This window comes from Janthinobacterium sp. LPB2021202312-11-4 (assembly GCF_037049705.1).
GTDB lineage: Bacteria > Pseudomonadota > Gammaproteobacteria > Pseudomonadales > Pseudomonadaceae > Aquipseudomonas.
Window position 1 is genome coordinate 18463 of the sequence record NZ_JBAGKV010000042.1, and the last position, 15154, is coordinate 33616.

The window sequence follows — 15154 nt, forward strand, 5'->3', positions numbered from 1 at the left end:
AGCTGCCGAAGGCTGCGATCTTTTGATCTTCCCGTTACTCGGCAACCGCCTGATTAACCACCACGGTGCAAGTAATCCCCGCCGCCAGCAGCACCCCCTCCGGCACTTCATCAATGTGAATCCGCACCGGCACCCGCTGGGCCAGGCGCACCCAGTTGAACGTCGGGTTCACGTCGGCAATCAGCTCGCGACTCTCCGGGTTGTCCCGGTCATAAATCCCCCGGGAAATACTCTCCACATGCCCCTTGAGCACTTGGCCGCTCATCAGTTGCATGTCGGCCTTGTCGCCCACGCGCACGTGGGGCAGTTTGGTTTCTTCGAAGAAGCCGTAGACCCAGAACGAGTTCATATCCACCACGGCCATTTTCGCTTCGCCGATGCGCGCGTAGTCGCCGCGATGCACGTTGAGGTTGGTCACGTAACCGTCCACCGCCGCGCGCACTTCGGTGCGTTTGAGGTTCAGTTCCGCCGCTTCCAGTTGTGCCTGGGCGTGTTGGTAATCGGCCAGGGCCGAGTCGGCGATGTTGCTCGCGTCGTCGCGGTTTTCCTTGGAGATCACCAGCGCATCCATGTCGGCGCGGCGATGGGCGTTGACCTTGCGCATCTCCCACGTGGCCTTGCGCGAAGCCACCATCGACTGCGCCTGTTTGACCGCGATGCGGTAGTGCTCGGGGTCGATCTGCATCAGCAAATCGCCCTTCTTCACCAATTGGTTGTCACGCACCGGCACGTCCACCACTTCGCCGGTGACGTCGGCGGCGACGTTGATGATGTCGGCGCGCACCCGACCGTCGCGGGTCCACGGGGTGTCCATGTAATGCACCCACAGGGTCCGGCCAATCCATATCGCCAGCGCCAGCACCAGCAGAGTGGCGAGCAGGCTGAAAAGCTTTTTCATCAGGACGTTCTCAACGGTAGACAGTCAGCGCCAGGGCGCCGAACAGACAGGTAAACAGACTCAGGCGCAGCAGCGCCGGGTGCCAGAAAAAACGGTACAAATCGAACCCGGACAAAAACCGGTCCAGCGCCCAGGCCAACCCGGCGGCGATGAAAAACATCAGCGTCATGGTCGGCATGTACACGCCGTGGAAGGCGATTTCACGCGGCATGTTCAACTCCTTGGGGCTTGGTGGCGGCCGCCACTTTCATGTAACCGGCCAGCGGTGATTGCGGATCGAGCAGCGAGCTGCGGATGAAGTGCAGGTAACTTTTCACCCGCCGCAACGCCGAGGTGTCGAAGTGCGGGGCGAACGGTTCATCGGTGGCTTGCACGCGGCTGATCGCATGATCGACCGCGATCAAACCGCGCTCCAGATTGCTCTGGCTCGGTTGCAGGAACAGCCGCACCAGCGAACGGCCCATCACCCGGATTGCCTGGCGCCACGGCTGGGATTCGGCGTACGCCGGGTGCACCGGCAGAATCGCCTGTTCCTTGCGCAACTCGATGATCGCGTGGCCGACTTCCAGCACCACAAACATCCAGCGCAGCAAGTCCCGTTGCACTTGCGGCGAACCTACCGCCAAGCCATAAGCCTGGTGCAGCAAATCCCGGGTGCGGCTTTCGAAACTTGAGCCCAGACCCTTGAGCTTGCCGCTGATGGCGTACACCACTTGCTCGCGCAGGTCCTGCTCCAGGCGACTCCACAGCCAACGGCTGTTGGGCGGCAGGATGATTGCCCCGGCGGCGGCGCACACCAGCATGCCAAGCACCATGGCGATGTAGTCGTTGATAAAGCTGTAGGGGTTGTAGACCGTGAGGTTGTCCGGCACCGAACCGGTGCTGAAGAAGATCAGCAACCCGAGGCCGACCCCGGCGTATTGCGGGCGCGACGTCAGGAATGAGCCGAGCACGATCACCGGGGCGAGCATCACGCACAGCAACGGAAAACCATCGATCCACGGGAAGATGAAAAACATCTCGACGAAGCCGATCAACGCGCCCAGCAACGTGCCGCAAGCCATCTGAAACGCCATGCGTTTCGGGTTCGGCGTGGCGGCGGACAACCCCACGGTGGCGGCGGCAATCATGGTCATCGTCGATCCGCTCGGCCACGCAGTGGCGACCCAGTAACTGCCGAGCACCACCAGAATGAACGACGCACGAATCCCCGAAGCCGCCGACGCCAGCCAGTTGGTTTGCGGGGTGTAGGGCTCATCCCATTGCTCACGGGCGTGGGTGTGATCGGCCAGGGAGGCGTGGGTCTGTGCATAACTGTGCAGATCGTCGACGAAGCGGTAGAGCAACTCGTACGCGGTGTGGAAATCCAGTTGCTCGGCATCGCTCGGGTCGGTCTCTTGAAAGATCGCCCGCAAGCTGCGAACCCGCGCCGGCAAGCCTTCCTTGTACGCGGTCAACGCCGTGACCAGCCGCGCGGCATCGGCATTGGTCAGAGCCCGGCCGCTAAAGCCGTCGAGTAATTCCGCGAGGTCCTGCAAACCCGGTTTGATCGCCGCCACCACGTGGTCGGCCTCGCTGCTGCGCAAGCGTTCGAGCAACTGGTGCAAGGCGTTGAACCGGGTGGTGATGCTCATGAACTCGCTGTTCAAGCGACTGAGCCGACCGTTGCGCCGACGCATGTGCGGGTCTTCGAACACCGTCACGCTGCGCAAGCCTTCCAGGCCCACCGCTTCGGCGATGAAGCGCACGTTACTGGCCTCGAACGCCTCGCGTTTGCTGCGACCGCGCAAGCCGTCGGTGACGAACAGCGCAAACACGCCGAAGCGCTGATACAAGGCGTTGCGCATCGCGGCACTGGCGGTTTGCGGCAGGATCGAGGCGCTAACTAGGGTCGAGCAAATAATCCCCAGGGAGATTTCCAGCACTCGCCAGACCGCCGCCATAAAGGCACCGTCCGGGTGGGCCAGGGCCGGCAAACCGACCATCGCCGCGGTGTAGCCAGCGAGCACAAAACCGTAGGCGCGGAAGTTGCGATAACGGGCCGCGCCCGCCGTGCAGATCCCGACCCAGATCGCCATCGAACCGAGGAACAGCTCCGTGTTCTGCGCGAACAACGCGATCATCGCCACCATCGCCGTCGACCCGGCCAAGGTGCCGAGGAAGCGATAGAAACTCTTGGCCAATACGTGGCCGCTTTGCGGCTGCATGACGATGAACACGGTGATCATCGCCGTGCGCGGCTGCGGCAGTTCCAGGCGCATGGCCAGCCACAGCGTCAGGAACGCCGCGAACAGCACTTTGAAAATGTAGACCCAGGTCACGCCGTCGCTGCGCGCCCAGTCATAGAAACCCCGGCGCCATTCGAGGGAGTAGAGCCAGCGCAGAGGTGCGGGCAAGGGAGTCATCAAATCCTGCTCAGTGAAATTCGGTCGAGGCTCGAAACCGGAGGGAGTAAGCCAGCTTGCTTTGGGTAGGAGCATGGCTTGCCCGCGATGGCGATTTCATAGGCGCCATCGCGAGTAAGCTTTGCGCCTGCAGGGTTTGTGTTCACTTGAGAAGCGCCGGGGTTTTGGGTGCGGCGGTCTGGCTGTCTTTCGGCACATCATTGCCGGCACCGAGTCCGCCGCCGAGCGCCGTGACCAGTTCCGCGTGTGCACTCAGCCGCGCCGCTTGCACCTGCTGCTGAACCTGTTGCTGCTTGAACAGCAAGGTCTGAGCATTCAGCACGTTGAGGTAATCCGTCAGCCCGCGCTGGTAGGCGATCATCGCAATGTCGTAAGTCTTCTGCGCCGTGGCTACGGACTCGGCGGCAAACACCTGTTGCTTGTCCATCGACTCGCGGCGGATCAACTGATCGGAGATGTTCTTCAACGCATTGACCAGGGTCTGGTTGTACTTGGCCACGGCGAGGTCATACCCGGCGGACGCTTCGCCCAGTTCCGAACGCAAACGGCCACCGTCGAAGATCGGCAGCGAGATCGCCGGGCCGACGCTGTAGTTGAGTTTCTTGCCGGTCAAAAACTCCAGCGCCCCGCCGCCCGTGGCCATATAGCCGAGGCTGCCGACCAGATCGACGTTGGGGTAGAAACCGGCGTGCGCCACATCAATGCCTCGGGCCTGAGCCGCGACTTGCCAGCGGCTGGCGACCACGTCCGGGCGTTGGCCGAGCAATTGCGCGGGCAACGACGACGGCAATTTCAGCGCCGTGCCCAACGCCAGGGTTGGCCGTTGCAACTGTGCGCCTTCGCCTGGGCCTTTACCCGCGAGTGCCGCGAGTTGGTTGCGGCTCAGAGCGATCTCTTCGTCCAGGGCATCGATCTGGCGATGGGTTTCCGGCAGCGGCGTTTCGGCCTGGCTGACTTCGAAATGGGTGCCGATCCCGCCGTTCAGGCGTTTTTGCGCCAGGTCGAGGATTTGCTGTTGCTGCTTCAACGTCGCTTGCACGATGTCCCGTTGCGCGTAATGCAACGACAGTTCGATGTAGGTGCGCACGATGTTGTTCTGCAATTCGAGCTGGGCCAGCCGCGCTTCGGCAACGGTCATGTGGGCCATGTCCACGGCGCGCTCGGTGGCATTGCTTTCGCGGCCCCAGAGGTCGAGGGCGTAGCTGAAGCCCAGCGAAGCGTTGTTGTCCCACGTGGTGGTATTGGCCAAGGCGCCGGGGCCGTAGAACTGATCGCTCGCCCAGTTGTGGCGCTTGAGGGTTGCTTCGCCGTTGATCTGCACCGACTCGGCCGCCTCGGCGATGCCCGCCATGGACTTGGCCTGACGCACCCGGGCGGTGGCCATGGCCATGGTCGGGCTGCCTTGCACGGCGAGGTCGATCCAGCGGTTCAGTTGCGGGTCGCCATAGGCCTGCCACCATTGCGCGGTGGGCCAGTGAGCATCCTGTGCAGCGTTCTGGATGGCTTCGTCGGTGGCCAGTGAGTCAGCCTCCAGCGCCGTGCCCTGTGGGGCAATGCCTCCGGTACCGATGCAGCCGCTGATTGCCAGGGTTAAAGCCAAAACACTGAGCGTCTTGAGCGCTCTGTTGATGCGACGCGGCACTGCTGCAAATTCCTGAGGTGGGGATATCTCATGTATGGACCGCACTTCAATACGATTGAAATACGGTCCCCTGTAGGAGCTGTCGAGTAAAACGAGGCTGCGATCTTTTGATCTTCGCTGTTAAAAGCAACATCAAAAGATCGCAGCCTCGTTTCACTCGGCAGCTCCTACAGAGGTGGGCGCAATTCTAGGGGTGGGCCTTGTTGGCGATAAGCTGGGATTCCTGTGAATCTTTGTTACCGTAAACGCGATAATCCCTTGGTCGGGGTCTCAGACCCTGAAACTTCGTGTCACAATTTGCCATCGAACCCGAGAGCACCCCATGGACACTTTGCAAAACATGCGCGCCTTCAGCTACGTGGCCGAGGCCGGCAGCTTCACCGCCGCCGCCGTGCAGCTGGACACCACCACCGCCAATGTCTCGCGCGCGGTCTCCAACCTGGAAGCCCACCTGCAAACCCGTCTACTCAACCGCACCACCCGCCGCATCGCCCTGACCGAGGCCGGCAAGCGCTACTTGCTGCGCTGCGAGCAGATCCTGGCCTACGTCGAAGAAGCCGAAGCCGAAGCCAGCGACGCCCACGCCCGCCCGGCCGGGCAGCTCAAAGTTCACACCATGACCGGCATCGGCCAGCACTTCGTGATCGATGCGATCGCCCGTTACCGCAAGACTCACCCGGACGTGACCTTCGACCTGACCCTGGCCAACCGCGTGCCGGACCTGCTGGACGAGGGCTACGACGTGTCCATCGTGCTCGCCAGCGAATTGCCGGACTCGGGCTTCGTTTCTCAGCGCCTGGGCATCACTTACAGCATCGTTTGCGCCTCGCCGGCCTATGTAAAAGCCAACGGCTGCGCGCACAAACCCAGCGATTTGCTCAACCACGCCTGCCTGCGCCTGGTCAGCCCGGTGATCCCGTTGGAGAAATGGACCTTCGACGGCCCGGAAGGCCAGGAAATGGTCACCATTAATAGCTCACCGTTTTTGGTCAACTCCGCCGACGCGATGAAAACCGCGATCACCAGCGGCATGGGCGTTGGCGTATTGCCGGTGTACGCAGCGATTGAAGGCCTGCGCAACGGCACGCTGGTGCGAGTGATGCCGAACTACCGCTCGCAGGAATTGAACCTGTACGCGATCTACCCGTCGCGCCAGTACCTAGATGCGAAGATCAAGACCTGGGTCGAGTATTTGCGCGGGTCGTTGCCGGAAATTCTGGCGGCGCATCAGGCAGAATTGGCAGCGTATGAATTGAGCGGAAGCCTGGGTGGGGCGCGGTTGGCGAATTAACCCGCCCATCTCGTTGCAATAGCCAGGGAAGGCTAAACCATGACTTTTAAATCGCCAATCAATATAAAAAACCTCACACACCTGTAAGTTCTGACGGTAGCGACTCCTTGCCCCCTTGACGGAAACTGGGACGCACATTCAATCCTGAATGCGTTCAAAGGGGGCAACACCGTGACAACTTACTACATCAAATCAGATAAAAAACCCAATGCAGTTAGCGGCACACTCACTGCCGATATACAAACCTTTGGCCTATTCAACGGAGTTGCCACCCGTTTCATCACCAACGGCAAACAGGTCACTTTAAGAGCGACTCATAAACTGAACGAAACAGAAGAAAACAGTATTAACTTCACTTTCCCGGCGACAATCGAAAACAAACGATATGAATTCCTCAAAGGTGGACCTGTCCAACCTCCAACATTTGCTCAGGAGTGGGAGGATGAGTGCGGAGGACATTGGTATCGGCCCCATAGCTCAAAGGAGGATGCGGGATATGTGGAGTTTAATTTCGACATTGAAAATGGCACGCTCAATGCAAAATTTCATTTCACCGTTCTGGAAAATCCGACCGGCGATGAGCTGTTGGTTGCGGGTGAAGTGAAGGACTTTAAAGGGCTGGAACACATCAACTGCAGCCTTGTACAAGATGAGCCTCGTAAACCCTTCATCAAGTCTTAAACAAAAATTCCAGCAGCATCGAGCTTGATCACTGGTGCCCTGAACACCTTGAATCCCCCGTAGGAGCTGCCGAAGGCTGCGATCTTTTGACGTTGACGTTCAAGATCAAAAGATCGCAGCCTTCGGCAGCTCCTACAGACGGGGTGAATTTTGAGGAAGTTTCCGACAAGTTGTGTCGGTTGTCCGTCGGAAGTGCGGTGGGTAGGCTTTGGGGGTCGTTGACGCATCAGCGGCCGGGTCTGGAAAACCCGATGATGGGATCACAGCACATGACATAATGCGGCGCTTTTTTTGCGCCGTGGTTATAAGTCATGGCGGCTGTACGTGGGAGACCTTCGGGTCTGCCGGGTTTGATCCTTTGCCGGTTTTTCCAGTCCGCGTACAGCTGCCACCCCTTTTCGTCTGGAAAACGAAAGATGGCAGCTCCACCAATTTAAGGATCTTTGCCATGCCTAAGCCAACACCGAATCCCCCTCACACCCCCAGCCACCTGTTCCAGGTCACCCCCAACGCCACCACCGAAACCTTACTGGCCTACGCCAGCGAATCCCTCGCTTCGGCCAGCGTCATGGCCAGTGACTTCGCCGGGTTTGTCGAAGGCACCCATCGCAACACCCTGCTCGGCATCCAGCAGGTCATCATGCTGGCCGAACTCTCGGTAAACCGGGCGCTGGACAACCTCGACCCGCAAGACTGACCAAGCCCCCCATTGTGGGAGCGGGCTTGCTCGCGAAGGCGATTTCACATCCAGCATTAATGTTGACTGACACACCGCTTTCGCGAGCAAGCCCGCTCCCACAGTTGAATCGTGTACGCCTGGGACCTCGCATAACGCCCAGGAAGAATGTTAGCGTGCTTGGCATTATCCAGACCCGCCGAGCCCTGCGACCATGAAAAAAACCGTCCTCGCCTTCAGCCGCGTCACCCCCGAAATGGTCGAACGCCTGCAACACGACTTCGACGTGATCGTGCCGAACCCGAAAAACGGCGACATCAACGCCCAGTTCAACGAAGCCCTGCCCCACGCTCACGGTTTGATTGGCGTCGGTCGCAAACTCGGGCGCGCGCAACTGGAGAACGCCACCAAACTGGAAGTGGTGTCCAGCGTCTCGGTGGGCTACGACAACTACGACCTCGCCTACCTCAATGAACGCGGGATCATGCTGACCAACACTCCGGATGTGCTCACCGAAAGCACCGCCGACCTGGCCTTTGCCTTGCTGATGAGCAGCGCCCGGCGCGTGGCCGAACTGGACGCCTGGACCAAGGCTGGCCAGTGGCAAGCGACCGTCGGCGCGCCGTTGTTTGGCTGCGACGTGCACGGCAAAACCCTGGGCATCGTCGGCATGGGCAACATCGGTGCGGCCATCGCCCGTCGGGGTCGGTTGGGTTTCAACATGCCGATTCTGTACAGCGGCAACAGTCGCAAGACGGAGCTGGAACAAGCGCTCGGCGCGCAATTTCGCAGCCTCGACCAGTTGCTGGCCGAAGCGGATTTCGTCTGTCTGGTGGTGCCGCTCAGCGAGAAGACCAAACACCTGATCAGCCACCGCGAACTGGCGCTGATGAAGCCGAGCGCGATCCTGATCAACATCGCGCGCGGCCCGGTGGTGGACGAGCCAGCGCTGATCGAAGCGCTGCAAAACAACCGGATTCGCGGCGCCGGCCTGGACGTCTACGAGAAAGAGCCGCTGGCCGAGTCGCCACTGTTCCAACTGAAAAACGCCGTGACCCTGCCGCACATCGGCTCCGCCACCCATGAAACCCGCGAAGCCATGGCCAACCGCGCCCTGGCCAACTTGCGCAGCGCACTGCTGGGTGAACGACCGCAGGACTTGGTGAACCCGCAAGTCTGGAAAGGCTGAAAAAAACGGGCAGGTATATAAAACTACCTGCCCGTTTTTAATTAACCATGCATTGCTTAAGTTAGATACATACCTTGAAATTCAGTCCGTCGCCAAAAAACCAATCAGCACTATAGACTCTGCGCCATTCACTCGACCATCTCGAGTTCTGGCTACGGAGAGCCCATCCATTGAATAACCTGACCACTGACCAACTCATCCGATACAGCAAAATCATACTCATGGCGTTCTTGAGTTTTTTTGGACTGCTGGTGATGTACAGCAACATCATCGACTACAGCTCAAACTATGAATATGTCAGCCATATCCTGAGCATGGATACCACCCGAGAGAACCTCAACATCAGCTACCGGGCGATTACTTCGCCGATACTGCATCACCGTATCTACTGGATCATCATCACGCTGGAAGTTATTTATACCGCTTGCTGCCTGATAGGTACTTATCAACTTTTCAAACACCGAGACGCCTCCATTGAGGCTTTTCACGAAGCTAAAAAGTTATCCATCATCGGTTTGTTAATTGCAATTTTTGTCTATTACGTGTGCATGCAAGTTATCGGCGTTGAATGGTTCAACATGGACGAATCACAAGTCTGGAACGCCAAGGACTGGGCGCGGCATATTGTCGATTTCATTGTTCCCTTATTGATTTACCTGACCTTGAAGATCGAGCGCTAAGTGCACTCGACCTTCAAAACGCTTCAGGCCAGTTTGCCGTTGCCTTGCACCAGCGGCGCCTTGGGCTTACGGAACACCAGCACGTTGCCCAGCATCACCAGCACCAACCCCACCAGCGCCGGCGCAGTCCATTGGTAGCCTTCGGCAAACGCCGAGACGTTCAGCGCCACCACCGGGAACAGCACCGTGCAGTACGCCGCGCGCTCCGGGCCCATGCGCCCGACCAGCGTCAGGTAAGCGGTGAAGCCAATCACAGAACCGGGGATGACCAGGTACAGCAGCGAGCCGATGTAGCGCGCATTCCATTCGATGTCGAACGGGATACCTTTGACCAGGCACCACACCGAGAGCATCGCCGCGCCGTAGGCCATGCCCCAGGCGTTGGTGGTCAGGGGTTTGAGCCCGGCCTTCTGTTGCAGGCTCGACAGCATGTTGCCGGCCGAGAAACACAAGGTGCCGCACAACGCCAGGCCCAAACCCAGCAAGGTTTCCGGGCTGGCGGTGTGGCCCGCCAGTTCCGGCCAGAACAACAGCCCAAGCCCGAACAGGCCCAGCGCGCCGCCCATCAATACATTGCGGGCGATTTTCTGACCGAAGAATACCCGCGCATTCAGGGCGTTCCACAGGGTGGCCGTGGAAAACACCACGGCGACGAGACCGCTGGGAATCCATTGGCTGGCCGTCAGGAAGCACATGAAGTTGACGCAGAACAGGCACAAGCCTTGAGCCAGGCAGATCAGGTGTCCGCGACGGTTCATCACTTGCAGGCGCCGGCTGAGCAGCAACATCACGAACAGCACCAGCGCGGCGAGGCCAAAGCGATAGACGATCGACACCGGAATGGCCACCACGCCCAACTGCCATTTCAGGGCAATCCAGGTGGTACCCCAGATCAGCACGGTCAGCAAATACAAAGACAGGTTCATGGCAAAGGCTCCTCAATAGAGGCTCAGTGTCCTGCGCCGAGCCTGCGCGCACTTGCATAAACTTGCGCTTTTGTCGGCCAACGGGCTGGCAGGCCAGGGTCTACGGAGTAGGATGCGAAGCGTTGGAGAGAAAACGATCATGCCCGCACTGGAAACCCTGCAAGTCTTTCAAGCCCTCAACCGCTCGCCCAATGCTCGTCTGGAGCACAGCGCCGAGCTCGGTGACGGCATGGCTGCAGCTTTGTGGAGCAACCATCACGACGCCCAGGACTACGAAGCGCCGACGCATCACACGCTGTCCTGCTACATCGCCGGCGGCACCGGCACGTTTCGCCGCGACCAGCCCGGCAACAAGGGCGGCCCGGACAAACTGTGCATCCTGCCCGCCGAGCACCAATCGGGCTGGGTGATCAACGGCGATATTCGCCTGGCCCACCTGTATTTCAGCCCCGAACAATTCGCCCTCGGCTGCGTCACGTTGCTGGACCGCGAACCCCGGGAGCTGCAACTGCGCGAAGCCACGTTCCTCGACGACCCGCAACAGGCCCAACGCTTTCGGCAGATGCTCACGCTCAATTGGGCAGAACCGGGCGAGCGCGTGCTCACCAGTAGCCTGGCCCACGAAATGCTCAGCCACGCGTTGCTCAATCAGGTGGGCATGCGTCAGGGTTTGCGACTCAAGGGCGGACTGGCCGCCCATCAGCGGCGGCAGTTGGTGGAGTTTGTCGACAGTCAGTTGGCCGAAGCAATCAGCCTCGGGCAGTTGGCGGGGTTGTGTGCGTTATCCGAATACCACTTTGCGCGAATGTTTCGCGAAAGCTTCGGCCTGCCGCCGCATCAATACGTGCTGGCGCGGCGCATGAGCCGGGCGCGGGAGTTGTTGCGCTCGACATCGCAGCCATTGGGGGAGATTGCGTTGGCATGCGGGTTTGCCAGCGCGAGCCATTTCACCAATCGGTTTCGGCAGGTGTTGGGGGGGACGCCAGGGGATTATCGGTCGGCGTTTTTGCGTTAAAGATCAAAAGATCGCAGGCTTCGCCAGCTCCTACGTGGGGATTTGCGTTTCCCTGTAGGAGCTGCCGCAGGCTGCGATCTTTTGATCTTGCGTCAAGGCACTAGCGTGGTAACCCCAAATGTATCGGCGTGAAACAGCGGATCTGATTTTGGCTCGCCCACTGGCTGGGTAAAGTCCATCGCCGGCAAGTAAACCTTTTTGCTCTTCGAATCAAACGCCATGTTGTAAGCCATCGGCCGCGTGCTGATGCTCGCTTGAACCTGGTAGTGATCGGCATCCAGTTGTTTGATCACCGTCAGGTTGGCATCCACCCCGCTGGGTATCAGCAACCGTCGGTTATCCGCGTCATACGCAACCGCATTCACATCGCGAGTGATCGGCAGGCTCGCCTTCACTTCACCGTTTTCCCGGTCCGCCACGATCAACTTAGGCTTGTCACCGCGACAGGCGATAAACAAACGACCCCGTTCAACGTCCTGGGCCAGGGCGCTGGGTTTCGGGCAACCGTCGAACTGCCAGGTGTCGAGGACCTCAAAAGTGCTCGACGAAAAACGCGCGACCTTGCCCTCATCGCGCATCGGCAGGAAGAAACTGCCATCGCCCTTGAGCAGCAACGGGTCGATCTTCTTCACGTCCAGTTCATGGGCGCCGCTGATGCGCTCGACTTTGGGATCGAACGCAAACAACGTCGAACGATCGGCACGCCGACCGCTGACGATGATCACCTCCCCGGTGCGCGGCTCATACACCGCGCTGTTCAGATTGCTCTGGGCCACCGGGATGCGCTTGAGCAGTTTGAGTGTGGATAACTCCAGCACGCCGAGGCTGCCATCGGTGTTGAGCACGAACGCCCGGTCCAGCGTCGGCACGAACACCACGCCGTTGGCGCCCGCCGAACCGTCGACCGTTTTAACCAGCCGTTGCTGGTCAACATCGAACACGCTCAGGCCATTTTCGCGACGGGCCAGCAACAGATACGGCCGGGTCGGGTCCAGCGCCGCGAAGCCCCAACTGTCGCCGGTGCCGGGTAGCGTGACCTGATGTGCGCGGTGATACACCCGCGCATCCGGCGCGGCGTTGACCGTCGCACTGAACACCAACAGCAATAGACTGAAGATTCTCATCAGAACTCCAACGTGCTCGACAACGACACCTGCCGCGAATCGCCCATGGACACAAAGAACCGGCTCGCCGCCGAGGTGTAGTAGGTACGGTCGAACAGGTTCTTCACGTTCAACTGAAACTTGACCTTCTGCCCCTCGACTTTGGTGTCGTAGGTGGCGAAGGCGTCGGCCACGGTGTAGCCCGGCAAGTCGAAATCGTTGACCGCGTTACCCGCGCGCTCGCCGACATACCGCGCACCCGCGCCGACCCGCAACTGATCGCCGCCGACGATGGTGCCGAAGTCGTAGACCGCCGCCAGCGAGCCGGTGTTCTTGGCGACGTTTTGCAGTTTCTTGCCTTTGTAGTCCGGGTCTTCGGTGACTTCGGCGTCGGTGTAGGCATAGCTGCCGATCACGCTCCAGCGGTCGCTGAGCTGACCACTCAGATCCACTTCCAGACCCCGTGAGCGCACTTCGCCGGCGGCGCTGTAGATCGTGGTCGGGCCTTCGGAGTTGGCGATCAGCACGTTGCGTTTCTTGATGTCGAACAACGCGACGTTACCGGTGATGCGTCCCGGCATATCGAGCTTGGCGCCGATTTCCCAGGACTTGGCTTCCTCCGGCGCAACGCTGCCGTCGAGCACCACGCTGCTACCGCTCAACGGCGCGATGGTCGAGTTGGGTTTGAACGACTCGGTGTAGCTGCCGTAGAACGACAGTTCGTCGGTGTAGCGATACACCAGGCCGGCACGCGGGACGAATTTCTGGCCGTTGCTGTCGGTGTTGGCGTGGAACGGCACGCCTTTGCCGGCGTACTGGTCGTATTCCTGGAAGCGCCCGCCGGCCACCAGAATCCATTGGTCAGTAAGGTGAATCGAGTCCTGGGCGAAGATCGAATCGCTGCGCAGTAAATCGGTCTGGGCGCTGTCGGCCGGGCTGACCGTGGTGCCGGCCACTTCGCGGCCATACACCGGGTTGACGTAGCTGAAGGTGCCCAGGCTTTTCTGGCGGATCAGGTCTTCGCGGAAGATCTTGCGGTACTCGTCATCGACGCCGAATACCAGGTCGTGTTGCATGCCCAGCACATTCACCTTGCCTTCGAGGCTGGCGGTGGTGAAGCGGTCGGTGCTGATCGCATTCTGGGTGCCGTCCATGCTGCGGGTCAGGGTGCCCTTTTTGGTATCGATGGCGGTGACGCGCACCTGGCTGGCGTCGTAGGTTTCACGGTTCCAGCTATAGCCGAAGTGGGCTTTCCAGTTGTCGTTGAGCTCGTGATCGGCCTCGAAGTGATACAGGTCCGAGCGCCCTTCCATGTTGTTGAACGGCTCGTCGAGGCGCTCGTTGCGCGAGATGTCCAACGGGTGGTTGGTGCGCGGATCGATCACGGTGCCACGGTCGAACGGCGTGAGGAATTCCCGGTGCTCGTAGGAGAACAACAGCTTGGTGCTTTCGCCGAACCAGGCCAGGGACGGCGCCACCAGCGTCTCGCGGTGGGTGCCGAAGTTGCGCCAGTAATCTTCGTCTTCGTGGTCCAGGACCATGCGATAAGCGAGGCCGGAATCGCCCAAAGCGCCGGTGCTGTCGAGGCCGCCGCCGCTGCCGTTCTTGCCGTCGCCGTAGGTCGAGCCGCGCAGGGTCAGGGCGTTGTATGGAGTCAGTTCCGGTTTTTTGCTGACCATGTTGACCACGCCGCCCGGGTCCTGGATGCCATAGAGCAACGAGGCCGGGCCCTTGAGCACTTCGACCCGATCCACGGTGGCGTTCATGCCGCGACCCTGCACGATCGGCATGCCGTCGCGCATGATCGAGCCGTTGCGGTTATCGCCGAAACCGCGAGTCATCACCGAATCCTGGGTGCTGGCCAGGGTGTTGCCCTGGGTGATGCCGCTGACGTTGGCCAGTGCATCATCGAGATTGCGCGGCGCCTGATCGCGAATCACCTGGGCCGGGATCACGTTGATGGTCTGCGGGGTTTCCTGGAGCAACGCCGAGCTGCGCATCACATTACTGGTCGGTGGTGGCTGGTAGCTCTGGGTTTCGTCCATCGCCGAAGTGATGGTGGTCGCACCGAGGTTCAGGGTGCCGGCGGTGGGCACGGGCTCCAGTGCCAGGGTGTGCGCATCGGTGCGGCGGAAGGTGAAGCCCGAGCCGCTGAGCAAACGCTGCAGCGCTTGTTCGGCCGTCATCTGCCCGCTGAGGGCCGGGGCGTTGAGGCCATAAGGCGCTTCGTCGGTGTAGACCACGCTGAGGCCGGTGATGCGGCTGAAGTCGCTCAGGGCCTGGGGCAGCGGTTTGGCGGCCATGGCAAAGTTGAATGGCGCGCGCTGTTGCGTGCTGGCGGTTTCAGCGGCGATGGCCACGCTGAGCGGCAGCAACGCCAATGCCGAAAAACTCAGCGCCGAAGCACCGAACCATTGTTTGACCGAACCCGATTTTGCCCTGGACTTCATTGCTCATGACCTGTGTAGAACCGCAACGGATGCGAATGACTCGCAGTTTCAGTCACTACACGGATGGGGGTTGGGTTTACCTCACTAAAATTTTGAAATTATTTTTAGAAGATCAAAAGATCGCAGCCTTCGGCAGCTCCTACATGAGTACGCATTCCCCCGTAGGAGCTGCCGAAGGCTGCGATCTTTTGACTTTGC

General features: G+C 60.1%; 13 protein-coding genes. 6 read left to right on the plus strand and 7 right to left on the minus strand.

Annotated features, from left to right (window positions below; translation table 11 throughout):
- Positions 1 to 34: 34 nt before the first annotated feature.
- The 4 genes from V5E99_RS28345 to V5E99_RS28360 all read right to left on the minus strand — a co-directional run bounded on the left by V5E99_RS28345 (position 35) and on the right by V5E99_RS28360 (position 4945).
- The gene (locus V5E99_RS28345; RefSeq protein WP_499805694.1) at positions 35 to 898 is read right to left on the minus strand and encodes an efflux RND transporter periplasmic adaptor subunit; all 864 of its coding nucleotides are present in this window, start codon (positions 896 to 898) and stop codon (positions 35 to 37) included.
- A 10-nt stretch (positions 899 to 908) separates the two neighbouring features.
- Positions 909 to 1109, minus strand: coding sequence for a DUF1656 domain-containing protein (locus V5E99_RS28350; protein ID WP_499805696.1), 201 nt, complete (start codon positions 1107 to 1109; stop codon positions 909 to 911).
- Positions 1099 to 3303 carry an FUSC family protein gene (locus V5E99_RS28355; protein WP_499805697.1) on the minus strand — a complete coding sequence of 735 codons (2205 nt, stop codon included), beginning with the start codon at positions 3301 to 3303 and terminating at the stop codon, positions 1099 to 1101. The genes V5E99_RS28350 and V5E99_RS28355 overlap by 11 nt, the downstream gene beginning before the upstream one ends.
- A gap of 142 nt (positions 3304 to 3445) precedes the next feature.
- Positions 3446 to 4945: an efflux transporter outer membrane subunit gene (locus V5E99_RS28360; protein ID WP_499805698.1), complete on the minus strand. Its 1500-nt coding sequence runs from the start codon at positions 4943 to 4945 to the stop codon at positions 3446 to 3448.
- A 322-nt stretch (positions 4946 to 5267) separates the two neighbouring features.
- Here V5E99_RS28360 and V5E99_RS28365 point away from each other — a divergent pair, with 322 nt between their 5' ends.
- From V5E99_RS28365 to V5E99_RS28385, 5 genes are all read left to right on the plus strand, one after another.
- Complete coding sequence (locus tag V5E99_RS28365) at positions 5268 to 6236, plus strand: LysR family transcriptional regulator (RefSeq protein ID WP_407014429.1); 969 nt, start codon at positions 5268 to 5270, stop codon at positions 6234 to 6236.
- A gap of 171 nt (positions 6237 to 6407) precedes the next feature.
- Entirely contained in the window at positions 6408 to 6917 is a 510-nt protein-coding gene (locus V5E99_RS28370) for a hypothetical protein (RefSeq protein WP_499805700.1), read from the plus strand.
- Between the two features lie 448 nt (positions 6918 to 7365).
- A complete protein-coding gene (locus V5E99_RS28375; RefSeq protein ID WP_499805701.1) occupies positions 7366 to 7614 on the plus strand; it encodes a DUF6124 family protein in 249 nt (82 codons plus the stop codon).
- Positions 7615 to 7807: 193 nt separating this feature from the next.
- Positions 7808 to 8782, plus strand: coding sequence for a 2-hydroxyacid dehydrogenase (locus V5E99_RS28380; protein ID WP_499805703.1), 975 nt, complete (start codon positions 7808 to 7810; stop codon positions 8780 to 8782).
- 170 nt (positions 8783 to 8952) lie between these two features.
- Positions 8953 to 9462, plus strand: coding sequence for a DUF2165 domain-containing protein (locus V5E99_RS28385; protein WP_499805704.1), 510 nt, complete (start codon positions 8953 to 8955; stop codon positions 9460 to 9462).
- Positions 9463 to 9485: 23 nt separating this feature from the next.
- Here the strand turns inward: V5E99_RS28385 and V5E99_RS28390 are convergent, their stop codons facing one another.
- Complete coding sequence (locus V5E99_RS28390) at positions 9486 to 10388, minus strand: DMT family transporter (protein WP_499805705.1); 903 nt, start codon at positions 10386 to 10388, stop codon at positions 9486 to 9488.
- Between the two features lie 139 nt (positions 10389 to 10527).
- On the opposite strand from V5E99_RS28390, the gene V5E99_RS28395 reads away from it, so the two are divergent.
- Positions 10528 to 11403, plus strand: a complete 876-nt coding sequence (locus V5E99_RS28395; RefSeq protein ID WP_499805706.1) for a helix-turn-helix transcriptional regulator — start codon at positions 10528 to 10530, stop codon at positions 11401 to 11403.
- A gap of 92 nt (positions 11404 to 11495) precedes the next feature.
- Here V5E99_RS28395 and V5E99_RS28400 read toward each other — a convergent pair whose 3' ends face one another.
- Together V5E99_RS28400 and V5E99_RS28405 are read right to left on the minus strand one after the other, a co-directional pair.
- Positions 11496 to 12527, minus strand: coding sequence for a YncE family protein (locus V5E99_RS28400; protein ID WP_499805708.1), 1032 nt, complete (start codon positions 12525 to 12527; stop codon positions 11496 to 11498).
- The gene (locus tag V5E99_RS28405) at positions 12527 to 14956 is read right to left on the minus strand and encodes a TonB-dependent siderophore receptor (protein ID WP_499805709.1); all 2430 of its coding nucleotides are present in this window, start codon (positions 14954 to 14956) and stop codon (positions 12527 to 12529) included. The genes V5E99_RS28400 and V5E99_RS28405 overlap by 1 nt, the downstream gene beginning before the upstream one ends.
- Positions 14957 to 15154: the final 198 nt, after the last annotated feature.